Genomic DNA, 21,252 nt, shown 5'->3' on the forward strand with positions numbered 1-21,252 from the left:
AGCCCCTCAAGGCCACTGTCATTGTAGCGTGTGAGGATCTTGTAGCCGGTCTTGCGCGAGATATCGAACTCACGGCAAAGCACCGATATCTTCTCGCCGTCCAGCAGCCGGGCAATGAACTTCAGCCGCTCTTCCATGACGTTACACTCCTTCCAAGGCACCTTGCTCTCCTTGCAAAGGGCCGAAAGTGTAACCCATGTCTCCGGAATGAACTGTCACCCATCTCTCGGGAAGGGCAGATGTATTACAATAGCTCAGATAACCCTAAAGCGCGTCACGCTGAACGGATCCATGCGACCCGCTTGAAGTCTTTGTTTTAATGCATGTCGTTGTCCCAGAACCGCGGCTCACTTCTGGGCGACATGCATGAGTGCCCGGTGTAGGCATGGGCGATCAGTCCATACGGTGTTATTGGCGCGTCGATTACCACTTCCGCCCGTTCAGTCAGACGCTATGCTGCTGACCGTGACACCAAGGCGCGCGTTCCCGTTCGTGATGAAGCAAAGTCAACACCGCTTGCATGAGCGGATGACCATTCGCGGCCACCTCGAACCCGCGTCCTTCGTGCCTTGGATCATGCGCCATGCGGCCAAGCTCGGTCTCGCGCACCACATCGCTCATGCAAGCACCGATCGCATCGAACTCGATATTGCCGGTGCGCCGGAACTGATCGACATGATGGAGATGGGATGTTCGCTTGGGCCCATTGAGGTCTGGGTAGAGACGATCGACCGCGCGCCTGTCGAGCAAAAAAACATATAGCTTTGCGTGTGGTTACCGTCCGTTTGCACTTAATTTAACCAATATTGCAATTGCGAAATAATTATGCATACGTCAGCCGCATCGAGCGGTTCGCCAACTCCTTGCGCCGGCATCTCTCTGGTCGGGAAACAGTAGTATCAGTACGGAAAGTAAGGTCATGCTGTCCGACAAGACGGACACCTGGGTGCCGGTCGCCCTTACCCAGGATCTGCCAACAGGACAGGTAATGCCGGCGCGGACGCCCGCCGGTCCCATTGCCCTCTGGCGAAGCCAATCGGGGCGCTTGGCGGCATCGGCGGATCGCTGTCCGCATCGCGGCATGCGCCTCTCCCATGGCTTCGTGCGCGGCGAGGCGCTCTCCTGCATCTATCACGGCTGGACCTATTCGCAGGCCGGTCAGTGCCTGCGCATTCCTGCCCATCCCAGCCTCACGCCGCCGGAGACGATTCGAGTTGCGACCCGGTTGGTCGAAGAGGCAGGCGGGATCATCTGGGTCGCGGATGGAGAGCCTGACGGCAAGCCACCCCTTTTTGAGGGTTACGTCCCGCTCCGTTCATTGACGGCCCGCGCCGGAAGTTCGGCGCTCTTTGTCGCTGCCGGTACGAAGGCCACCGTTGAAGGATGCGTCTGGCAGGCACCCGGCGCGCCGGCAATCCGCCTGCTGCCTATCCCGCAGGAAGCCGGCGAGACGCTGATCCACGTCCTTGTTCCAGCCGATTGCGATGCGTCCGAGCGCATCGCGGCCTCGCGAGCCGCCGAGAGCCTTCGGCGCATGGCCGAAGGGATCGAGGCGAAAGGGACTGTGCCATGATCGACGATGCGATGCGCCACGAATGGTATCCAGTCGGGCTTTTCAGCCGGCTCGACCGCTATGGGCGCGAGACCACCCTGATGGACGAGCCGATCAAGGTTGCGCTCGACGCCAATGGCGCGGCGAAAGTGACAGGCGAAAACGGGCGCGTGCTGCCGGTTTCGGTGCGCTATGGCCATATCTGGTCGTCGCTCGGCGAACCGAAGAAACCGGTCTTTCCGATTCCCGAGGCAGACCAGCCCGGGCGCCGCTTCGTCGATGTCGGCGTGGTGCGGGTGCGCTGCTCGCCGCTCCGCGCCGTCGAGAACTTCCTCGACATCGCACACTTCCCCTTCGTCCATACCGACATCCTCGGCTCGGAGCCGCATACCGAGGTCGAAAACTACAAGGTCGAGATCCGCGAGGAAGAGGACGAGGTCTGGGCGACCCAGGTGAAGTTCTACCAGCCGCAGGCGGCGAAATCCGCGAGTGGAGGTATCACGACGGAATACATGTACCGCGTGCCGGCTCCGACCTGCTCAGTCCTCTACAAGACCTGCCCGCCGCGCCCGGACGAATGGGATGTCATTACGCTATTCGTCCAGCCGCTTGCCGAGGATCTCTGCGACGTCTGGCCATGGATGGCGCTTTTCGATGACGAGACGCCACTGACCGATCTCATCCATTTCCAGCAGACGATTTTCCTGCAGGACCGCTCGATCCTCGAAAACCAGATCCCGCGTCTTCTGCCGCTCGATCCCGGCATGGAAATCCCCACGCGCGCCGACCTGACCTCGGTCGCCTATCGCCGCTGGCTGAAGCGCCACAATTATACCTACGGCGCGCAATTGGTGGCACAATGAAGCTTTACGACTACATCCTCTCCCCAAGTTGCTACAAGGTGCGCCTGATGGCCACGCTGTCAGGTGTGAAGCTCGAAATCCGCCCGGTCGACTTCCATCCCGGCGCCGAGCATCGTGGCCCCGAGCTTATGGCGCTTAATCCGGGAGGCTCCATCCCGATCCTTGAAGACGGCGACCTGATCCTGACCGAGTCTTCCGCCATGCTTGGCTATCTCGCCGCGAAGGCAGCACCGGCCTGGCTCGGCAGCGGCGCCCCCGAGGAGACGGCGCGCATCCAGCAATGGCTTTCCTTCTCGCACAGGCTGACCGCCAACCTCGGCGGCGCGCGCCTGCATGAGATGCTGCTGCGTCCCGGTGACATCGGTGCGCTTCAGGCCAATGGCATAGCGGCACTACGTGAGCTGGAAGCCGGCCTCTTCGAACAAAAAATGCGTGGCGATCGGTTTCTCGCATCCGACCGGCCGACGATTGCCGACATTGCTTGCTTTCCCTACGTCGCGCTCGCGCCCGACGGCGGCGTTTCCCTCGATCCGTATCCCACGATCCGGCTCTGGTCGCGAGCGCTCCGCAGCCTCGACAATTTCATCGAAATGCCCGGTATCCACCGGCTGCACGAGTTGAAGCCCGAACCGCGACCCATGCTGGACGAGGCGTGAGGTGACCGGCTATCTCCTGAAGAATTGCGCAGCGGTCATCACCGACGAGGGCAGGGGTCCGAGCGTCCGGCGCAATGTCGATGTGCTGACGAATGGCCCGCAGATCGAGGCAATCGGGCAAGGCCTGCACAGAAGCGAGTTGCCGGCCGGTACTATCGTGCAGGACGCCGACGGCTGGTTCGTCTATCCCGGCCTCGTCAACACGCACCATCACTTCTTTCAGTGCTTTGTGCGCAACCGTGCCGACCTCGACTGGACGAAGCTGTCGGTCATCGAATGGCTCGACCGGATCTATCCGATCTTCTCCCGGCTCAACGAGGATTGTTTCTACCACGCCTCGATCACGGCGATGGCAGAGTTGATAAAGCACGGTTGCACGACGGCCTTCGACCACCAGTACAATTTTCCACGCCATGCCGGAAAACGGCTCATCGACCGGCAGTTCGAAGCGGCCGACCTTCTCGGCATGCGTTTCCACGCGGGCCGCGGCGGCAACACGCTGCCAAAATCGGAAGGCTCGACCATTCCAGACGAGATGCTGGAGACCACGGACGAATTCATCGCCGACTGCGCACGCCTCATCGACACTTATCACGACACCAGTCCCTTCAGCATGCGTCAGGTCGTGGTCGCTCCCTGCCAGCCGGTCAACTGCTACCGCGAGACCTTCGTGGAATCGGTTTCGCTGGCGCGTGATCGCGGGGTGCGGATGCACACCCATGTCGGCGAGGGCGAAAGCCCGATCATCGAGGCCCGCCATGGCATGCGTACGGTGGACTATCTCGAGGACCTCGGATTTGCCGGCCGAGACACTTTCTATGCCCATTGCTGGGAGCTGACGCATGACGAACTGCGGCTGATGGCGGCGAGCGGCACCGGTGTCTCGCATTGCCCTGAGCCGGTCTATCTGGTGGGCGCGGAGGTGACTGATATTCCCGCCATGTCCGCCTTTGGCCTGCGCGTCGGTCTCGGCTGCGACGGTGCTGCCTCGAACGACAATTCCAACCTCATGCACTGCATCCATTCCGCCTACATGCTGCAATGCCTGGCGGCCTCGACGCGCGCTCATCCCGTGCCTGCGCCGGTCGATTTCCTCGGCTATGCGACAACGGGCGGGGCCGCGCTTCTGGGCCGCAATGACATCGGCCGACTGTCGCCCGGCATGGCCGCCGACCTCTTCGCGATCGACACGCGCCGCATGGATTATGTCGGCACGCGCCACGATCCATTGAGCCTGATCGCCAAGGTCGGCATCGGCATGCCCACCGACATGACCATGATCAACGGCCGCATCGTCTGGGAGAAGGGTGCGTTTACCGGGCTGAACGAGACCCGGCTTGCTGCGGACGCGGAAGCCGCTTTTGCCGCGGTGGAATTCTAACAACTTAAGACAGGGGAACTGACATGCTGAACTATCTGACCCGCAGAACTCTGATGAAGGGCCTTGCCGCGACAGGGCTTGCCGGCGCGCTTGGCAGCCGTCCCGCCTTTGCGGCCGACGAGCCGCTCGGTATCACGCTCGTGCTCCCGTCGCCGGTCGGCGATGTCGGCTGGGGCCATGCGCTCGCCGCCGGGCTCGAGCCGGTCAAGGCCGCGTACGGCGACAAGGTGAAGATCACCGTCATCGAGAACATCGCCGAAGGGCCGGACGCCGACCGGATCATGAACAAGACCGTCGCCGACGGTAACAAGTTCCTGATCGCCGGCTCATTCGGCTACCAGAATGGTGCACTACAGATCGCCCGCCGCGATCCTGGGGTCACCGTGCTGCATGCCTCCGGCTTCCAGACCGCGCCGAATTTCTCGCCCTTCGCGGCGAAGTATTTCCAGGGCACTTACCTGCTCGGCATAGCCGCCGCGGCTCTTTCCAAGACCGGCAAGCTCGGCTCCGTCTCGGCCTTCGCCATTCCGGAGCTGATCACCTCGATCAACGCATTCACGCTCGGCGCACAGACTGTAAATCCCGATATCGAGGTATCGGTCGTCTGGGTGAACTCCTGGTTCGACCCGGCCAAGGAACAGGAAGCCGCCAAGGCGCTGATGGCACAGAACTGCGACGTGATCTTCTCGAACGCGCAGGACACACCCTCCGTGATCTCGGCCTGCGAGGAGGCTGGCGTCTATGCGTTCAACCTCAATTCGTCGATGAAGAAATATGCGCCGAAGAAATATCTCGGCTGCATCGCGACGGACTGGTCGCCCTTCTTCAAGGCTTCCGTGGATGCCCATCTGGCCGGAACCTTCAAGGGCGCCAACACCTTCCTCGGCGTCGCCGAAAAGGTGGTGGAGGTCGTGGACTGGAACTCAGATATCCCAGCCGACACGATGACGAAGATCAAGGAAGTGGCGGCGAAGATCGCCGACGGCAGCTTCTCGCCCTTCACAGGTCCAATCACCAAGGCCGACGGCAGCGAAGCCGCCGCCGCCGGTGCGACGATAGCGGATCCCGAGATCGTCGCGATGGACTGGCACGTCAAGGGTGTCACCACACCACTGCCGAAGTAAGTCATGACCCCGCCCCTTCTGTCGCTCCGCGGCATCTCGAAGAGCTACGGCCAGATCCGGGCCAACCAAGCCATCGATCTGGACGTGGCGCCCCAATCGATCCATGCGATTCTCGGGGAGAATGGGGCGGGCAAATCGACGCTGATGAAGCTCATCTATGGCGTTGAACAGCCGGACGAAGGCACCGTCGTCTGGAACGGAGAGCCTCTGCGCCTTGCCTCGCCGGCTGAGGCACGGCGCAGGGGCATCGGCATGGTCTTTCAGCATTTCTCGCTGTTCGAGACGCTGACTGTCGTCGAGAACATCCAGCTCGTCGTCCCCGGCGGCAAGGCGGAGCTGGCGGGGCGCATCCGCAGCCTCGGCCAGGATTTTGGCCTTGAAGTGGATCCTCTCGCCGATGTGCACGCGCTCTCGGTCGGCGAACGGCAGCGGGTGGAGATCATCCGCTGCCTGATGACGGACCCGAAGCTGCTCATTCTCGACGAGCCGACCTCGGTCTTGCCGCCGCAGGCGGTGAAGAAGCTGTTCGACACGCTCAGGCGCCTTCGCGACCGCGGCGTGTCCATCCTGTTCATCTCCCACAAACTGGAGGAAATTCGCACGATCTGTGACCAGGCGACGGTCTTGCGTGGAGGGCGCGTTATCGGCACCGTCGACCCGCGCGACTATGATGCGCACGACCTCGCCCGGATGATGATCGGCCGCGACATGCCCGAGGTGATGCCCGCGTTGGCCATGCCCGAGGGGGAGAAGCGGCTGGAAATAATCGGCATGGACTACACGCCGGACGACCCCTTTGCCACGCCGCTCTCCGGCATCAGCCTCACGGTACGATCAGGCGAGATCCTTGGCATAGCCGGAATATCGGGCAATGGCCAAGGCGAGCTTGCCGCGCTTATCTCGGGCGAAGCGATGCTGCTGAAGGAACAACGCGACCGGATTTACATGATGGGCCGCGACGTAGGCGCACTCGATGCGGCCGTGCGCAGGAGATTTGGCTTCGCCTTCGTGCCCGAAGACCGGCTGGGACGCGGCGCGGTCCCTGAAATGTCGCTCGTGCTCAACACCGTTCTTACCGCCCATCCTTTCGATCTCGTGAGGCGCGGCCTCATCAACAGCGCCGGAGCGACGGCTTTCACCAGCGAATGCATCCGTCGGTACGACGTCCGCGCCTCCGGCCCGGATGCCGAAGCGGGCTCGCTGTCCGGCGGCAACTTGCAGAAATTCATCGTCGGTCGCGAGATGATGCTGTCGCCAAAACTGCTTTTCGTGGCGCAGCCGACCTGGGGTGTAGACATTGGCGCTGCATCCGCCATCAGAAGGCGGCTCATCGCGTTGCGCAACCTGGGCGTGGCGATCCTCGTAATTTCCGAGGAACTCGAGGAACTTTTCGAACTCTGCGATTTCATCCAGGTGCTCCATCATGGAATGCTGAGTCCGCCTCTGGTCACGCGGGACACGCGCCCCGAAGACATCGGCAGATACATGATCGGAGCACATGCCTCGCCAGAGAAGGTTCCTGCATGAGCGTTTGGGCCGCGCCGTTCCTCCCCGCGCTCGTCCGCCGGGAGCATGCCTCGCTCGTCGCGGCCATGCTGGCCCCGGCTGTCGCGCTTGGCATGGCGATCATCCTCAATCTGGGCCTTTATGTGCTGATAGGCCGAGATCCGGCGGCCGTCCTGTACGCGATGCTTCTCGAGCCGTTCCTCTCCTGGGCATCGTTTGCGGAGGTGCTGCTGAAGGCGGGGCCCCTTCTCCTCATTGCTCAGGGGCTGGCGATCGGTTTCCGCGCAAAAGTGTTCAACATCGGCGCGGAGGGCCAGTTTATCCTGGGCGCTATTTTCGCCTCGGCGATCCCCGTCTGGTTTCCGCAGGCGACCGGGCAGTGGATCTGGCCGCTGATGCTGCTTCTAGGTGCCCTCGGCGGTGCACTTTGGGCATCTATCACCGCCTTCTGGCGCGTCAGGCTCAATGCGAACGAGATCCTGGTCTCCCTGATGCTGAGCCTCGTTGCGGCGCAAGTCCTCAACTACCTGCTGCTCGGCCCATGGAAGGACCCGGCCGGCTTCAATTTCCCACAATCCGTCATGTTTCAGAACGACGCGATGGTGCCGACCCTGATCACCGGTACCCGCGTCAACGTCTCGCTGCTCATCACACTTGCGCTCTCGCTGGTGGCCTGGGTTTTCATGCAGCGAAGCTTCATGGGGTATAAGCTCAAGGTCGGCGGTCTTGCCCCGCGCGCGGCCGGTTACGCCGGCTTCAGCGAAGGGCGTGCGATTTGGCTATCGCTTCTGATCGGTGGCTTGGCGGCGGGACTGGCAGGCGCGGCGGAAGTCGCGGGGCCGCTCGGCCAGCTGCAGCGCTCGATCTCGACCGGCTACGGTTATGCGGCCATCATTGTCGCCTATCTCGGCGGCTTGCATCCAGTCGGCATCATCTTTTCCGCGCTCTTTATGGCTGTCCTCTATATCGGCGGCGACAATGCGATGGTGTCGGCAAACCTGCCGATCGCCGCCGTCCGCGTCTTCCAAGGCAGCTTGCTGCTCGCCTATCTCGGCGCTGTGGCCTTCGTGCGCTACCGCATCGAGTGGCGCCGCCCCCATCACCTGAGCCAGCCATGAACGCCGTCGAGTTCATTATTTCGGGCATGCTCGCAGCGGCAACCCCCTTTCTCCTTGCCGCACTCGGCGAGTTGGTGGTCGAGCGCGCCGGCGTTCTTAACCTCGGCGTAGAGGGCCTGATGGCCCTCGGCGCGGTGCTCGCGTTCATCGTCGTCTACCACGGCGGTGGACACCTGCTGGGGTTCGTTGCCGCCGGCCTCGGTAGCGCCGTCCTGTCCCTCGTCTTTGCAGTGCTGGCACTCGGATTCCGGGCAAACCAGGTCGCGACAGGCCTTGCGATCGGCATTCTCGGCCAGGGCCTTTCGGCGCTGTTCGGCAAAAGCTACGAGAGCTTGACGGTCAAGGGGCTCCCGAAACTTGCCTTTCCCGGCCTCTCGGAAATCCCGGTAGTCGGCAGGCTGTTTGTCCAGGACGTCGTCGTATGGCTTTCCCTTGCCGTGACGTTTGCGATCTGGGCGATGTTTGCCTATACGAGAGTCGGCCTTGTCGTGAGGGCAATCGGCGAGAATCCCAAGGCAGCCCATGCCATCGGCTATCCGGTCATCGCTATCCGTATCGCGGCCATAGCTTTTGGTGGCATGATGGCGGGTTTTGCCGGCGCCTATGCGGCGGCGGTGTACACGCCCCTTTGGGCGGACGGTATGATTGCCGGACGTGGCTGGATCGCGATCGCACTCGTTGTCTTTGGTACGTGGCTCGCTGGCCGCATCTTCCTGGGTGCCTGCCTCTTCGGTGCGGTTTCGCTGATGAGCCTCGCCGCCCAGGCGACCGGTCTGGACTTGCCATCGCAACTGCTTTCCAGCCTTCCCTATCTCGTTACGATCGTCGTGCTCGGTGTCATCTCGGCGGACCGCCGCTTGCTCAGGCTGAACGGTGTCGCCTCGCTTGGCGAACCCTTCGAACGTTAGCCGGGATGAAAGTGGATTTGCGAAACTCGGCGTAAGTTGAAGAGATTCGAAACGCCAGCGGACGATCGGCATCCGATCCAAAGGGCAGAAACGCCAAACGGGGCGAAGGTATGCCCGCAAGGGTAGCGCTGACGCCGTCGACTGCGAGCAGCGGAACGATGTGACGCACAACGCGCCCGACATCGGTGGAGATCGTCGCGGGTTTCTTGGGTCGTCCCCTTTTCTGCAGTACGAGCCCCATTCTCGAGGGTCCATTCTCCACCGCAGCCTAGCGAAGCGGCGTCGCAAGATGGCCTGAGGCATGCGCCCGGTAAATTCCCGCATGCGAGCACTCGTCCTGCCTGTCTAAGGTTCCGAGTCTAACCGCAAATCCTCGATTTTTTCCGCCAATTCCAAAATATATATTCCGGTCGCCGCAAGAAGCCATAACAACGATTCCCAATACTACCTATTCTTGCAGAAACTAAAAACGCTACACTCGCGTAATCATATTGGTAACGGATGCTGTTCAACCTGCGTCCAGGCAACCAACACGGGGAGCGTCATTATGGATTTCTTTAAAAGTTTAACAAAGGCCTTGGCCGGTGGCGCTGTTGCCGTGGCTTTGTGCTTTCCGGCTGGCGCGGGCGGGCTCAGTGTGGGCATCGGCGGCAGCGGTGGGGTGGGCGTCTCGGTCGGCGGCAGTGGCGGCGGGCTTGGCGTCGGCGTCTCGGTCGGCGGCAGCAAGGGCGCCAATGTCGGCGCAACGGTCGGCGGCACCAGCGGCACCACCGCCAGTGTCGGCGCTACGGTTGGCGGCACCAGCGGCGTTGCGGCCGGCGTCGGCGCATCGGTGGGCACGGGCGTCGGGGTCGGGGTCGGCGCAACCGTCGGCAGCGGTGTCGGGGTCGGCGCCGGTGTCGGGGTGGGCAATGGGGTGACGGCCGGGGTCGGGGTCGGCATTGGCGCACCGACCGCGCCCACCAGCCCTCGGGATCCCAACACGCCGGCGGTGCCGACGCGACCGGCGGTGGTTGCCATCAGCGCCATGTCGGCCGGCCAGATCGCCAAGATGAAGAAACGCTGCGCCAGCGTGCTCAGCGGCAAGGGCACCTACGACCGGGACCTGAAGGAGCTCTGCCGGATATTGGCGCGGCGCTGAGTACCGCAACATCGCATGTGCCGTGGGGCATCAGTCTCTCAGCCAGCCCCAATGCCGCAAGGTGGCGGGCATTCTTAGGGAGAGAGCTTTGCCGAGCGGTTCAGCGTTTCGCGGAAAGGCGGAACCGGTCAGGCTGTGCGCTTTCATCGGCGGCATTCTGCATGGCTTGGTCACCGAGCCGAAGGAAGCGCGCCGCCCGGTTGCGGCCTTAATCTGACCTCTACCGTCCGTCCGGTCACCCGGTTGGGCCGGCTCGAAGATTCGCCTCTGGCCTTTTGTATCACCCGCTCTAGCTGCATTGTGTTAGGCTCGTCATGTTAGCCTTGTCTTGCTGATGGAGGTTTTGATGGATCGGCGATCATTCTTGACAGCATTGTTTGGCGTTGCGGGGGCCGCGGCGCTTGCTACCTCGGTTCGGCCTCTCGAGGCCGTGGCCGGGGTTCCCAATGTCGGTAACGGCATTCTCGATGAACTCGACAAGCAGGATGCCAATTCGTTTGATGACGACGAAGGCGCTGGCGATGTTGAGCAGATCTCGCATCGGCGATGGCACCATCGTCGCCACCACAGGCGGCATGTCTGGAGACGGCACTGCCGCACGTTCTGGCGGCATGGCCGGCTGCGCCGGCGCTGCTATCGCAGGCGCTCCTTTGTCGTCTTGCGGTTCTAACCGCGGCACGTTCCCGGATAGTCCCTGCCCTGAGGCGCAACCACCAAACAGACCCATCCCGATTTGCATCGGGATGGATTGGTTCAGCTTTATCCAGCCACAGCTGCCACCGACTCCCGCTCGACCAGCGGGCATTCCAGCTTGGTGATGGGATAGCGGCCGCGGCCGGCAGGCGGCGGCACTTCGAGCTGTTCGATCGCCCATTGGCCCATCGCCATGTGCGGCAGGATCGATGTCGTCAGCGGCGGGAACAGGTGACGGGCGATCTCCTCGTCGTCATAGCCGACGACGGAGATGTCCTGCGGGATGTGCAGGCCCGCCTCCTTCAGCGCTTCGTAACAGCCGATGGCCGTGCGGTCGTTCTGGCAGAAGATAGCGGTCGGACGCTCTTTCAGCGCCAAAAGCTTCACGGTCGCCGCGTAGCCGGCGCTCGCCGACCAGTCGCCCTCGACCACCAGTTCGGGATCGAACGGGATGTCGGCGGTGGCGAGCGCCCTGCGGTAGCCTTTGAGGCGGTCCTGCGCGGCCTGCATCCACGGCTCGCCGGTGATGGTGGCGATGCGGCGGTGGCCGTGGCCGATCAGATGCCGGGTCGAGTTCTGGCCGCCGGCGATCTCGGACGGCACCACGGCCGGGAAGGCATAATCGGCCGTGTAGCAGTTGAGCAGGATGACCGGGATGTCGAGGCCGTAGAGGAAGTCCGGTGCCGTGATCTCGCGGGTGAAGATGGTCATGTAGACCAGCGCCGAGATGCCGCGCCTGGTGAGCGCCGCAATGGCGCGCGGCTCCATGACGGAGTCGCCCATCGTCTGCGCCACGAGCAACACATTGCCGGCGTTCCACGACGCCTGGCGCGCGCCCTCGATGGCGACAACGGCTTCCGGGCTTGTCGCCAGCTGGTCGACAGCGAAACCGATGACACCGTCAAGTCCATCGAAGGCGGGAACAGGTTTGCGCAGCGCCGAGAAGGCGGGTGCTGCGTAGCCGAGCGAGCGCGCGGCGTCGATCACCCGCTCGCGCGTCTGCTGCGACAGCCGGATGCCGGGCGAATCGTTGAGCACGAAAGAGACGGTCGCCTGCGAGCAACCGGCTGCCCTGGCGATGTCGGTCATGGTGACGCGGCCGCCCTTGGCGGCTCTCGCCGGCGCCTTGCGCCGCTTCGCCGTGTCGTCCGGATCCCTCGTCTCGCTCATGGCATTGCGTCCCAATCCCCAGCCTGTCTAGTCGCAAGCCTGCCACACCGACAAGATGGTGTGGCGCCGTCGACCAATGGAAATAGTCGAAGGCGTTTATCTTTATTAGCAGCTTTGAAGTTCGCCGCCATGCCGCTTCGGGCCGCGTGAAATTCGAGGACTGCAAGGCATCTGCTTGCGCGAAGCCGTGCTGCACCTGTTCGGGCAAACTAGACCTAGGGCCACGCCGAGTGTCCGCGCGAGACCTCTGCTAATAGTGTTTACTAATACAAAACGACGCTGTAACGTCAATCCGCCGTGTCCGGTCAGGTGGGACCCCGTGCGGCGAGAAGTGCACGTGAATGGCCCGATGGCGAGCGGGGTTTGCCTCCGCAAGCCTGGTCTCGGACATGTGATATGTCAGACAAATCAGACTATTTACGAGCACGGGATGAGTCTCTAAAGTCCGTGATCGCGACCGACGACGCCATTCTTCAGCGCCGGGAACCCCTGAGGAGGAGGGCGTCCAAATCGCGAGCGGCAAGTCAGTGAATGCAAGATCGGTTCAGTCCGACGACTGAGCCAAAACGGGAGGTTGAACATGAAATCCTTGATACGACATGCATCTGTGGCCACCGCAGCCCTGCTGCTTGGCCTGACCGCGACAGCCATTGCGCGCGCCGACGACAAACCGACGCTGGCCTTCGTCGTCAACGGCGCTTCCGATTTCTGGAAGGCCGCCGAAGCCGGCGTCAAGAAGGCGCAGGCCGAATTGCCCGACTACAATCTCGAACTCAAATATCCCGAGCAGTCCTCGGTCGCCATCCAGCAGCGGCTGATGGACGATCTGGTGACCGCCGGCGTCAAGGGCATCATGGTCTCGGCCGTCGACCCCAAGACCTCGACCGACGGTCTGAACAAGATCGCGTCGGAAACGGCGCTGTTCACCACCGACTCCGATGCCCCGCAGACCAAGCGCGTCGCCTATATCGGCTCGTCCAATGTCGACGCCGGCAAGCAGGCGGCCGAGATCGCCAAGAAGGCGATGCCGGACGGCGGCAAGTGCCTCGGCTTCGTCGGCCTGCTCGGCGCCGACAATGCCAAGGAACGCATCCAGGGCATGAAGGACGGCCTCGCCGGCAGCAAGATCGAACTGGTGGACGTGCGCGGCGACGACATCGACCAGGCGCGCGCCAAGAAGAATGTCGAGGACGCGCTGGTCGCCAGCCCCGACATCACCTGCATGGTCGGCTTCTATTCCTACAACACGCCGCGCATCTATGAAGCGCTGCGCGACGCCGGGAAGCTCGGCTCGATCACGGTCGTCGGCTTCGATGACGATCCGATCACGCTGGGCGGCGTCAAGGAAGGCACCGTGGCGGCGACCGTCGTGCAGCAGCCCTTCGAATGGGCCTATCAGGGCATGAAGCTGATGGCCGCCTATCTCAAGGGCGACAAATCAGGCATTCCGGAAGGCGGCCTGATCATTATCCCGACCAAGATCATCGGTAAGGACGATGTCGACACCTATGCCGCCAATCTGAAGGCGATGTCCGGAAACTGAGACCACGAGCAGTTGCGCCGGCTCGGGGTTCGCCTTGAGCCGGCGATCGTGTTGACGGGCCGGCCAAGGCCCGTCAGTCTGTAGCCCACCGGCTGCTGGCAAGCCTGATCAAATATGGCGTGATGAATTATTCCGACCCATCCATCGTCGCAACCACCCCGTTCCTCGGCCTCGAGAACGTGCGCAAGACCTATCCGGGCGTGGTGGCGCTGGATGGTTTTTCCATGGAGGTCAGGCCGGGAGAGGTGATCGGCTTGGTCGGCGAAAACGGCGCCGGCAAGTCGACCTTGATGAAGATCCTCGGCGGCGTCACCAGGCCGGACAGCGGCGCCATCACCGTCGACGGCGTTGCGCATGACGGGCTCACCGTCGAAGGCAGCCTGGGGTCGGGCATCGCCTTCGTCCACCAGGAACTCAATCTATTCGAAAACCTCGATGTTGCCGCCAATATCTTCTTCGGCCGCGAGCCGTTGCGCGGCGGGCCGCTGAGATTGGTCGACCGCGCCAAGCTGCGCGAAATGGTGGCGCCGCTGCTGAAGCGTGTCGGCGCCAACTTTTCCGCCGATACGCCGGTTGCCTCGCTGTCGCTTGCCCAGCAGCAGATGGTCGAGATCGCCAAGGCGCTGTCGATCAAGGCACGGCTGGTCATCCTCGACGAGCCGACATCGAGCCTGCCGCTTGCCGAAACCGACAAGCTGCTCGACGTCATCAAGGCGCTGAAGGCCGATGGCATCAGCGTCATCTTCATTTCGCACCGGCTGCATGAGGTCGAGCGCGTCGCCGACCGCGTCGTGGTGCTGCGCGACGGCATGCTGGCCGGCACCTTGCCGAAGAGCGCCATCAACCACGACCAGATGGTCAAGCTGATGATCGGCCGCATGCTGAAGGAGCGCGAGAAGGCCTCCGAGGCGGCGCGGGCGCCGGGCGCCACGGCTCTCTCGGCCAAAGCCATCCGCACCCCCGCCTACCCTGCCCGGCCGGTCGACCTCGACATCAGGCGCGGTGAAATCCTCGGCCTTGCCGGTCTTGTCGGCTCCGGCCGCACCGAACTGGCGCGGGTGTTCTTCGGCATCGACAGCACGCTTGGCGGTGGGCTCGAACTCGACGGCAAGCCGCTTGTACTGGGTTCGGCGGCCGATGCGGTCGCGCATGGCATTTTCCTGGTTCCGGAAGACCGCAAGCTGACCGGCATTTTGCTTGACCTGTCGATCGCGCAGAACATCTCGCTGCCCAACCTGCCGGCGCATGCGAAGCGTCAACTGGTGTCGGCAAGCTCCGAGGCCGCCACCGCAGAGAAGCAGAAGACGAATCTCGGCATCAAAGCGCCGTCGGTGCAGACGCGAACCGGCACGCTGTCGGGCGGCAACCAGCAGAAGGTGGTGCTGGGCAAATGGCTGGCGATGAACCCGAAGGTGATGATCCTCGATGAGCCGACGCGCGGCATCGATATCGGCGCCAAGGCCGAGATTTACGGGCTGATGCGAGCCTTGGCCGACGCCGGCGTCGCCGTGCTGATGATTTCCAGCGACATGGAAGAGGTGATCGGCGTGTCCGACCGCATCGCCGTCATGCATGAGGGCCAGATCTCGGGCATTCTCGACAAGGAACAATTCAGCCAGGAAAACGTGCTGTTGCTGGCGGTCGGCAAGCCGGCAAACTAGCGGGCTTCAGGCGATTGCCGGTCCGGCGCATTGGGGAGAAGACGATGAGTAAAAAAGATCTCGGCCTGCTGATCCTGATCCTGGTGGTCGGCGCCGTGGTGACCGCCATCAACCCGCGCTTCCTTTTGCCGATCAACCTCGCCAACACCTCGAACCTGATCGGCCTGTTCGGGATCCTCGCCATCGGCCAGGCCTTCGTCATCATCACCGGCGGCATCGAATTGTCGGTGGGGTCGCTGGTGGCGCTGCTCGGCACGCTATTCATCGATTTCATCGCTGTGCGCGACATGCCATGGCCGGTGGCGCTGCCGCTGATCCTGGTGCTGGGCGGCATCATCGGGCTGGCGCATGGCTGGCTGATCACAAGGCTGAAATTGCAGCCCTTCGTGGTGACGCTGTGCGGCCTTTTGATCTATCGCGGGGTCGCCCGTTTCTATACCGCCGACGGCACCGCCGGCTTCGCCTTCGGCCAGAATTTTCCCGAGCTCGAATTCCTCACCGCGGGCCGCAGCTATGGCGTGCCCAACAGTTTCATCGCACTGATCGTCATTTCGATCGTCATGTGGGTGGTGCTGCACCGCTCGGTGTTCGGACGCTACCTCTATGCCATCGGCAAGAACGAAGAGGCGGCTAAATATTCGGGCATCCGCACCGGCCGCGTCGTGATGGCCGCCTATGTCATCTGCGGCGTTCTGACGGCGCTGTCGGCGATCTATTTCGCCATGTACACGCGCTCGATCTCGCCGGCCAGCCACGGCCAGTTCTACGAGCTCTACGCCATTGCCGCCGCCGTTCTCGGCGGCTTCTCGCTGCGCGGCGGCGAAGGCTCGCTGGTCGGCGTCATCCTGGGCACCGTGCTGCTGCAGGAGTTGCAGAACCTGGTCAATCTGCTCGGCATCCCGTCCTCGCTCAACTTCGCGGTGATGGGCGGCGTGATCCTGATCGGCGTGCTGGTCGACCAGCAATGGGGCGTGTTCCGCGCAAGGCGGCTGATGCTCGATGCCAGCCGGAAGACTGTCGCGGCGGAGTAGCGCTACATCACGCCGGATATATCCGAGAAGGCCATCGCCTTGCGCAGCACCTCGGCGAAGCGTTCTCCGGCGGCTTCGCGCTGGCCGCCATTGTCGATCGAGGTGACGCCGGAGCCGGACAAAGCGATATTGGCGCTGCGGGCGAGCCGAGCCAGCACTTCGCCGCGCGATTCGCGGCCGCGCTGGGCGAGACGCTCGGCGAGGATTTCCGGCGAGGCGGTGATCTCGACGACAGCCAGATTGGCATAGCGCTCCCGCAGCACCGGGATGACTGCGCGCGAGACATTGGCGACCGCGACATAGCCGTTGGCGATGGACCAGTCGACATCGGCCGGAATGCCGTAGCGTAGGCCGTGCGCCTCCCAGGAAATGGCGAAGGCGCCGTCGGCCTCGGCTTCGACAAAGGCCGCGTCGGCCAGCGTGTCGTGATCCTCGCTTGCCGCATCGCTCGGCCTGGTGATGACCCGGCGGACGAACTCCAGCCTCGTCTCGTCGGCAAACAAGGTGCGGGCATAACCGATTACCGTATCCTTGCCGGCGCCACTCGGGCCGACGACGGCGACGAAGACGCCGTTGCGGACCGGAAAGGCCTCGCTGCTGAGTTCGCGCTCGATCGACGCCGAGACCATCAGGCGACCCGCCGCCCTTGGCGCCAGACGGTGCGCACGACCGGCACATGATCGTCGAGGCGCACCCGCACGAGGTCGGCGCGGCGGCCCTGTTCGATGACGCCGCGGTCGTTTAGGCCGATCGCCTCGGCCGGATTCTTCGACACCATCGCAACCGCCTGCGTTAGGGAAATGCCCTCGACGACGTCGCCGAGGAAGAAGGCCGACTGGATCAGGCTGAAGGGAATGTAGTCGGACGACAATATGTCGAGCAGGCCGTCGCCGGCCAGCGTGCGGGCCGAGACGTTGCCCGAATGCGAGGAGCCGCGCATGACGTTGGGCGCGCCCATCAGCACGCCGAGCCCGGCATCCTTCGAGGCCTTGGCGGCTTCCAGCGTGGTCGGGAATTCCGCGACGCGCACGCCTTGTTCGATCGCCTCGTCGACATGGCCTGATGTGGCGTCGTCATGGCTCGCCAGCACGATGCCCCGCTCGTTGCAGGCGGCTGATATCGCCACCCGGTTCGGTCCCGAATTCTTCGCTGATTCCGACATCCGCTTTTCGCAGAACAATTGGAAGTCGCGATCGGTCAGCTTCAGCTTGCGCTGATAGTAATGGGCGTAGGTCTCGAGATTGACGAACTGGCGCTGTCCCGGCGCATGGTCCATCAGCGACGCCAGTTTGACCCGCTGGTCGCCATCGAAATTGGCGAAAGCCCGCAAGCAATCCGGCGCCGAGACCTCACAGCGCAGGTGCAGGAAATGGTCGGCCCGCAACCGGTCTTTCGCGACGCTGTCCTCGATCGCGTCGGCGAGCTTGCGAATATCGTCGGAGGTAAGATCCGCGTCCTCGTCCATGCCGACGCGCAGCGCGTCGAGCACAGTGGTGATCCCGGCGGTGGCCACCTGCGCGTCATGGGCGAGCACGGCGGCGATCGGGTTCCAGCGCACCTTCGGGCGCGGCGCATAGTGGCCTTCGAGATGGTCAGTGTGCAGCTCGACCAGGCCGGGAATGATGTAGTCGCCGCCCATGTCCTCGCCGCCCATGTTCCCGCCGGTGTGGGCGGTGCCGGCGTCGATGCCGGAAATAAAACCGTCGCGCAGCACGAGCGACCCTTCGACGATCTCGTCGGCAAGCACGATGCGGGCGTTGTGGAGAACAGTTTCGGCGGTCATTCAGGCAGTCCTTGCTTACTCGGACGAATTGCGGTCAGGCGGTTTTTCGGGCAGCGCGGCGGCCGAGCGCATGATGCGAAAGCACCATGAACGGAGCGCCCGGTTCGGTTTCGACGAACAGCGTCAGCGCATCCACCAGCACCGGCTGCTGCAGCACATCGCCGAACAGGCTGTCAATTGCCGCGCGCAGACGTTGGCTTTCCTGCGGCCCGGCCCGGCCGGACAGTGTCATGTGGAAGCGAAAGGCCTCGAACACGTAGGGGTAGCCCCACTGACAGAGATTGCGGAACTCGGCGGGGTTCAGCGAATCCGGGCTGCGGCGCTCGATCTCGGCCTCGGTGAGCGGCGCGCGAAAACGGTCGAAGCTAAGCACGACATCGTCGGCGAAACGGTTGAGCGGCGGCAGCGGGCGTTCCGGCACCAAAGCGAAGAAACCATCGATCTGGCTGACGACCAGGCGCGGGATGGTGACCGTCGGCGTTGCTTCGGCAAAGGCGTCCAGCGCCGCGCGCAGCGAGCTTTCGGTTTCGTTGGCCGCCAACCGGAAGGGCGCTTTCAGCGTCGCATGAAAACCGTAGCGCCGCGCCGATGCGGTGTGAAAAGCGACTTCGGCCGCCGACAGCTCGCCCACCGCCTCGACCGGCCTGGTGGCGGCGCCAAAGGGGTCGCGACCCAGCCAGTTGGCGGCGATCCGCGCCAGCGGCTCGTCCTGCATCGGGGTGAAATAGATGGCGTAGCGCATCGAAAATCCTCGTCAGCCCGCTGCCATAGGTGATTTCCATGACGGATTGACGAAGCTTATGCGGGTTTTCGAAGGCAAATCGACCCCGCAGGTCCTTAGCCGACGATTTTTCGCTGCTGGACCAACAGCTTCCGCCGCAAGCGAAGGCCGATCAGGCTTTCATCAGCCACTCGTGCTCGGGCGCGTTGTGGAACTTCCACGTCCGCTTCGGCCCGGCCATGACGTTAAGGTAATAGAGGTCGTAGCCGTGACAGGCCGCGCACGGATGATAGCCCTTGGGCACCAGCACGACATCGCCGTCCTCGATCGCCATCGCCTCGTCCAGTTCGCGGGCGCCCGACTTGTCGGCGTCGGTGTAGACCCGCTGGAAGGCAAAGCCCTGCGGCGGGTTGAGGCGGTGGTAATAGGTTTCCTCAAGATAGGATTCGGCAGGCAGATTGTCCTGGTCGTGCTTGTGCGGCGGGTAGCTCGATGTGTGGCCGCCGGGCGTGATGACCTCGACCACCAGCAGCGAGTCGGCGGGCCTGCCCTCGGGCAATATGTTGGTGACGTAGCGCGTGTTGGTGCCTTTGCCCCGAGTCTCCTGGCCGAGGTCGTCGGGTGCGATGACGCGAACGGGCAAGCCGCCGCCCAGGCCCGGCGCCGAGCAGACCGCGAGTTCGAGATCGGTGTCGGCGGTGACCGACCAGTCCGAACCCTCCGGGATATAGACCGACCACGGCTTGCCCTCGAAGGGCGACATGCGCTCGCCGAGCAGGCAGAGTTCCCGGCCGCCGGCCTTTGCCGTGCCCTTGCCGGTGACGAACACCAGGCAGACTTCGCGATCCTGCGTCTTGCCGGATGCGGTCTCGCCCGGCTTCAGCCGGTGCAGGTCGAAGCCGACATAGGTCCATCCGGCGCTGTTGGGCGTGACATGCGCGACGCGGCCATGGCCCTTGTCGGCTTTGACGAGCAGTTTCGACATGTTTTGTCTCCTATCGCAAGTCTTCGAGGTCGGCCTCTCAACTTCGTCATCCTAGAGCGAAGCTCCGTCGCGAAGACCCTAGGATGACGAAGCGAGGGACGTTCCGGCCAATCACCGACGTAGGCGATACGCCAGGTGTCGAGTGTCCGACCCGCAAGCCCTTCCGAGCCACGGCCGCTTCATTCCTTCGGTTCGGCGTCCGCCTTCGCTTCGCCGGTCTTCGGTCGATCAGGCGCAGCCTTGCTCTCCTCCACCGGCTTGTAAAGGTAGAAGAACTGCCAGACGGCGTAGGCGGCAAAGCCGAGCGCAATGATGCCCCAGAATGGGGTGCCGGAGGCGAATTCTATTCCGGCCCAGATCACGCAGACGGCGACAACGGCAACGCGCCGCCACAGCGGCCGGAAGAACGGGTGCTCGTAATCCTTCATCGGACCGGCTTACGCATTGGGAAAGCCTTGCGTCTCGACCGTGTAGCCGGCCGCCGTCATCACCCGCATCAGCTCCTTGTAACCCACTTGGGCCATCTTCAGCGGCGGGTTCTTTTTCGGGTCCTGCTCGGCCTCGACGACGAACCAGCCTTCATAGCCATGGTCGGCGAAGCGCTGCACGATGGCGCCGAAATCGAGCGAACCGTCGCCAGGCACCGTGAAGGCACCGAGCGCCACGGCGTCGAGAAAGGACTGCTTTGTGCGGTCGAGCCCGTCGATCACGCCCATGCGCACATCCTTCACATGGACATGGCTGATCCGCTTGTGGTGGTTGTCGATGGCGCGCAGCACGTCGCCGCCGGCAAAGGCGAGATGCCCTGCATCGAGCAGCAACGGAATGCCTTCGCCGGAATGGCGCATGAAGGCATCGAGCTCCGGCTCAGTCTCGACCACTGCCGCCATGTGATGGTGATAGGACAGCGGCATGCCTTGCTCGGCGCACCATTCGCCGAATTCGGTGAGGCGCCTGGCATAGGCCCTCATCTCGTCGTTCGACAGTTTCGGCTTGGTGGCGAGAGGCCTGGAGCGATCGCCCTGGATCGAGCGGCCGACCTCGCCATAGACGATGCAAGGCGCATTCACCGCCTTGAACAGGTCGATCATCGGCTGGATGCGATCCTTGTTCCTGCCCATGTCCTCATCGACCAGCGTGCCGGAGAACCAGCCGCCGCACAGCGTCACGTCGGCCTGCTTCAGGATCGGCAGCATGATTTCGGGGTCGTTTGGAAAACGCCGGCCCATTTCCATGCCGGTGAAACCTGCCGAGCGCGACTGGCGCAGGCACTCTTCCAGCGAGACGTCGTCGCTGAGTTCGGCAAGATCGTCGTTCCACCACGCAATGGGGGACATGCCCAGTTTGGCTTTCAAGTTTTAGCTCCGGTTTCTTGTTCACCCTCCCCCTTGTGGGGAGGGTCGCTGCGAAGCAGCG

General features: G+C 63.3%; 22 protein-coding genes. 13 read left to right on the top strand and 9 right to left on the bottom strand.

Going from position 1 to position 21,252, the window contains the following annotated elements; all coding sequences use genetic code 11:
• On the bottom strand, positions 1-161 hold a 161-nt coding region (locus tag NKH22_RS15410), incomplete at its 3' end, for a helix-turn-helix domain-containing protein (RefSeq protein ID WP_502902654.1).
• A gap of 334 nt (positions 162-495) precedes the next feature.
• Here NKH22_RS15410 and NKH22_RS15415 point away from each other — a divergent pair.
• From NKH22_RS15415 to NKH22_RS15460, 10 genes are all read left to right on the top strand, one after another.
• Entirely contained in the window at positions 496-762 is a 267-nt protein-coding gene (locus tag NKH22_RS15415; RefSeq protein WP_031209248.1) for an acylphosphatase, read from the top strand.
• Between the two features lie 157 nt (positions 763-919).
• Positions 920-1,573, top strand: a complete 654-nt coding sequence (locus NKH22_RS15420; protein WP_023819712.1) for a Rieske 2Fe-2S domain-containing protein — start codon at positions 920-922, stop codon at positions 1,571-1,573.
• Positions 1,570-2,415: an aromatic ring-hydroxylating oxygenase subunit alpha gene (locus NKH22_RS15425; RefSeq protein ID WP_023742256.1), complete on the top strand. Its 846-nt coding sequence runs from the start codon at positions 1,570-1,572 to the stop codon at positions 2,413-2,415. The genes NKH22_RS15420 and NKH22_RS15425 overlap by 4 nt, the downstream gene beginning before the upstream one ends.
• Positions 2,412-3,071: a glutathione S-transferase family protein gene (locus tag NKH22_RS15430; RefSeq protein WP_023699368.1), complete on the top strand. Its 660-nt coding sequence runs from the start codon at positions 2,412-2,414 to the stop codon at positions 3,069-3,071. The genes NKH22_RS15425 and NKH22_RS15430 overlap by 4 nt, the downstream gene beginning before the upstream one ends.
• Position 3,072: 1 nt before the next feature.
• Complete coding sequence (locus NKH22_RS15435; RefSeq protein WP_352595112.1) at positions 3,073-4,452, top strand: amidohydrolase; 1,380 nt, start codon at positions 3,073-3,075, stop codon at positions 4,450-4,452.
• A gap of 26 nt (positions 4,453-4,478) precedes the next feature.
• Positions 4,479-5,576, top strand: coding sequence for a BMP family ABC transporter substrate-binding protein (locus tag NKH22_RS15440; protein ID WP_352510744.1), 1,098 nt, complete (start codon positions 4,479-4,481; stop codon positions 5,574-5,576).
• 3 nt (positions 5,577-5,579) lie between these two features.
• The gene (locus tag NKH22_RS15445; protein ID WP_352595115.1) at positions 5,580-7,103 is read left to right on the top strand and encodes an ABC transporter ATP-binding protein; all 1,524 of its coding nucleotides are present in this window, start codon (positions 5,580-5,582) and stop codon (positions 7,101-7,103) included.
• Positions 7,100-8,200 (top strand): ABC transporter permease, encoded by a 1,101-nt coding sequence (locus tag NKH22_RS15450; protein WP_023671209.1) that lies wholly within the window; start codon positions 7,100-7,102, stop codon positions 8,198-8,200. The genes NKH22_RS15445 and NKH22_RS15450 overlap by 4 nt, the downstream gene beginning before the upstream one ends.
• On the top strand, positions 8,197-9,108 hold the full coding sequence (locus tag NKH22_RS15455; RefSeq protein ID WP_023710456.1) for an ABC transporter permease: 912 nt from the start codon (positions 8,197-8,199) through the stop codon (positions 9,106-9,108). The genes NKH22_RS15450 and NKH22_RS15455 overlap by 4 nt, the downstream gene beginning before the upstream one ends.
• A gap of 547 nt (positions 9,109-9,655) precedes the next feature.
• Entirely contained in the window at positions 9,656-10,249 is a 594-nt protein-coding gene (locus tag NKH22_RS15460) for a hypothetical protein (RefSeq protein WP_286461242.1), read from the top strand.
• Between the two features lie 358 nt (positions 10,250-10,607).
• Here the strand turns inward: NKH22_RS15460 and NKH22_RS15465 are convergent, their stop codons facing one another.
• Both NKH22_RS15465 and NKH22_RS15470 read right to left on the bottom strand, forming a co-directional pair.
• Complete coding sequence (locus NKH22_RS15465) at positions 10,608-10,862, bottom strand: hypothetical protein (protein WP_196815243.1); 255 nt, start codon at positions 10,860-10,862, stop codon at positions 10,608-10,610.
• A 146-nt stretch (positions 10,863-11,008) separates the two neighbouring features.
• Positions 11,009-12,112, bottom strand: coding sequence for a LacI family DNA-binding transcriptional regulator (locus NKH22_RS15470; RefSeq protein ID WP_031198361.1), 1,104 nt, complete (start codon positions 12,110-12,112; stop codon positions 11,009-11,011).
• Between the two features lie 580 nt (positions 12,113-12,692).
• On the opposite strand from NKH22_RS15470, the gene NKH22_RS15475 reads away from it, so the two are divergent.
• From NKH22_RS15475 to NKH22_RS15485, 3 genes are all read left to right on the top strand, one after another.
• Positions 12,693-13,655, top strand: coding sequence for a sugar-binding protein (locus NKH22_RS15475; protein WP_023672352.1), 963 nt, complete (start codon positions 12,693-12,695; stop codon positions 13,653-13,655).
• 122 nt (positions 13,656-13,777) lie between these two features.
• Complete coding sequence (locus NKH22_RS15480) at positions 13,778-15,316, top strand: sugar ABC transporter ATP-binding protein (protein WP_352510633.1); 1,539 nt, start codon at positions 13,778-13,780, stop codon at positions 15,314-15,316.
• Positions 15,317-15,360: 44 nt separating this feature from the next.
• Positions 15,361-16,347 carry an ABC transporter permease gene (locus NKH22_RS15485; RefSeq protein ID WP_023684050.1) on the top strand — a complete coding sequence of 329 codons (987 nt, stop codon included), beginning with the start codon at positions 15,361-15,363 and terminating at the stop codon, positions 16,345-16,347.
• A gap of 2 nt (positions 16,348-16,349) precedes the next feature.
• Here NKH22_RS15485 and phnN read toward each other — a convergent pair whose 3' ends face one another.
• The 6 genes from phnN to iolE all read right to left on the bottom strand — a co-directional run bounded on the left by phnN (position 16,350) and on the right by iolE (position 21,191).
• Positions 16,350-16,979, bottom strand: a complete 630-nt coding sequence (phnN, locus tag NKH22_RS15490) for a phosphonate metabolism protein/1,5-bisphosphokinase (PRPP-forming) PhnN (protein ID WP_023821759.1) — start codon at positions 16,977-16,979, stop codon at positions 16,350-16,352.
• Complete coding sequence (locus NKH22_RS15495) at positions 16,976-18,130, bottom strand: alpha-D-ribose 1-methylphosphonate 5-triphosphate diphosphatase (RefSeq protein ID WP_023821758.1); 1,155 nt, start codon at positions 18,128-18,130, stop codon at positions 16,976-16,978. The genes phnN and NKH22_RS15495 overlap by 4 nt, the downstream gene beginning before the upstream one ends.
• Before the next feature lie 34 nt (positions 18,131-18,164).
• Positions 18,165-18,872: a DUF1045 domain-containing protein gene (locus tag NKH22_RS15500; RefSeq protein WP_023821757.1), complete on the bottom strand. Its 708-nt coding sequence runs from the start codon at positions 18,870-18,872 to the stop codon at positions 18,165-18,167.
• A 151-nt stretch (positions 18,873-19,023) separates the two neighbouring features.
• Positions 19,024-19,836: a 5-deoxy-glucuronate isomerase gene (gene iolB, locus NKH22_RS15505; protein ID WP_023821756.1), complete on the bottom strand. Its 813-nt coding sequence runs from the start codon at positions 19,834-19,836 to the stop codon at positions 19,024-19,026.
• Between the two features lie 179 nt (positions 19,837-20,015).
• Positions 20,016-20,264 (bottom strand): hypothetical protein, encoded by a 249-nt coding sequence (locus tag NKH22_RS15510; protein ID WP_023672345.1) that lies wholly within the window; start codon positions 20,262-20,264, stop codon positions 20,016-20,018.
• Between the two features lie 9 nt (positions 20,265-20,273).
• Positions 20,274-21,191, bottom strand: a complete 918-nt coding sequence (iolE, locus tag NKH22_RS15515) for a myo-inosose-2 dehydratase (protein WP_023695973.1) — start codon at positions 21,189-21,191, stop codon at positions 20,274-20,276.
• Positions 21,192-21,252: the final 61 nt, after the last annotated feature.

The organism is Mesorhizobium sp. M1252 (genome assembly GCF_040318265.1).
Lineage (GTDB): Bacteria > Pseudomonadota > Alphaproteobacteria > Rhizobiales > Rhizobiaceae > Mesorhizobium.

Excerpts from the sequence above, each read along its gene's own strand:
- NKH22_RS15415 (WP_031209248.1), top strand. The coding sequence starts at position 496 with ATGAAGCAAAGTCAACACCGCTTGCATGAGCGGATGACCATTCGCGGC.
- NKH22_RS15420 (WP_023819712.1), top strand. The coding sequence starts at position 920 with ATGCTGTCCGACAAGACGGACACCTGGGTGCCGGTCGCCCTTACCCAG.
- NKH22_RS15425 (WP_023742256.1), top strand. The coding sequence starts at position 1,570 with ATGATCGACGATGCGATGCGCCACGAATGGTATCCAGTCGGGCTTTTC.
- NKH22_RS15430 (WP_023699368.1), top strand. The coding sequence starts at position 2,412 with ATGAAGCTTTACGACTACATCCTCTCCCCAAGTTGCTACAAGGTGCGC.
- NKH22_RS15445 (WP_352595115.1), top strand. The coding sequence starts at position 5,580 with ATGACCCCGCCCCTTCTGTCGCTCCGCGGCATCTCGAAGAGCTACGGC.
- NKH22_RS15450 (WP_023671209.1), top strand. The coding sequence starts at position 7,100 with ATGAGCGTTTGGGCCGCGCCGTTCCTCCCCGCGCTCGTCCGCCGGGAG.
- NKH22_RS15455 (WP_023710456.1), top strand. The coding sequence starts at position 8,197 with ATGAACGCCGTCGAGTTCATTATTTCGGGCATGCTCGCAGCGGCAACC.
- NKH22_RS15460 (WP_286461242.1), top strand. The coding sequence starts at position 9,656 with ATGGATTTCTTTAAAAGTTTAACAAAGGCCTTGGCCGGTGGCGCTGTT.
- NKH22_RS15465 (WP_196815243.1), bottom strand. The coding sequence starts at position 10,862 with ATGCCGCCAGAACGTGCGGCAGTGCCGTCTCCAGACATGCCGCCTGTG.
- NKH22_RS15470 (WP_031198361.1), bottom strand. The coding sequence starts at position 12,112 with ATGAGCGAGACGAGGGATCCGGACGACACGGCGAAGCGGCGCAAGGCG.
- NKH22_RS15475 (WP_023672352.1), top strand. The coding sequence starts at position 12,693 with ATGAAATCCTTGATACGACATGCATCTGTGGCCACCGCAGCCCTGCTG.
- NKH22_RS15480 (WP_352510633.1), top strand. The coding sequence starts at position 13,778 with ATGAATTATTCCGACCCATCCATCGTCGCAACCACCCCGTTCCTCGGC.
- NKH22_RS15485 (WP_023684050.1), top strand. The coding sequence starts at position 15,361 with ATGAGTAAAAAAGATCTCGGCCTGCTGATCCTGATCCTGGTGGTCGGC.
- NKH22_RS15495 (WP_023821758.1), bottom strand. The coding sequence starts at position 18,130 with ATGACCGCCGAAACTGTTCTCCACAACGCCCGCATCGTGCTTGCCGAC.
- NKH22_RS15500 (WP_023821757.1), bottom strand. The coding sequence starts at position 18,872 with ATGCGCTACGCCATCTATTTCACCCCGATGCAGGACGAGCCGCTGGCG.
- iolB (WP_023821756.1), bottom strand. The coding sequence starts at position 19,836 with ATGTCGAAACTGCTCGTCAAAGCCGACAAGGGCCATGGCCGCGTCGCG.
- NKH22_RS15510 (WP_023672345.1), bottom strand. The coding sequence starts at position 20,264 with ATGAAGGATTACGAGCACCCGTTCTTCCGGCCGCTGTGGCGGCGCGTT.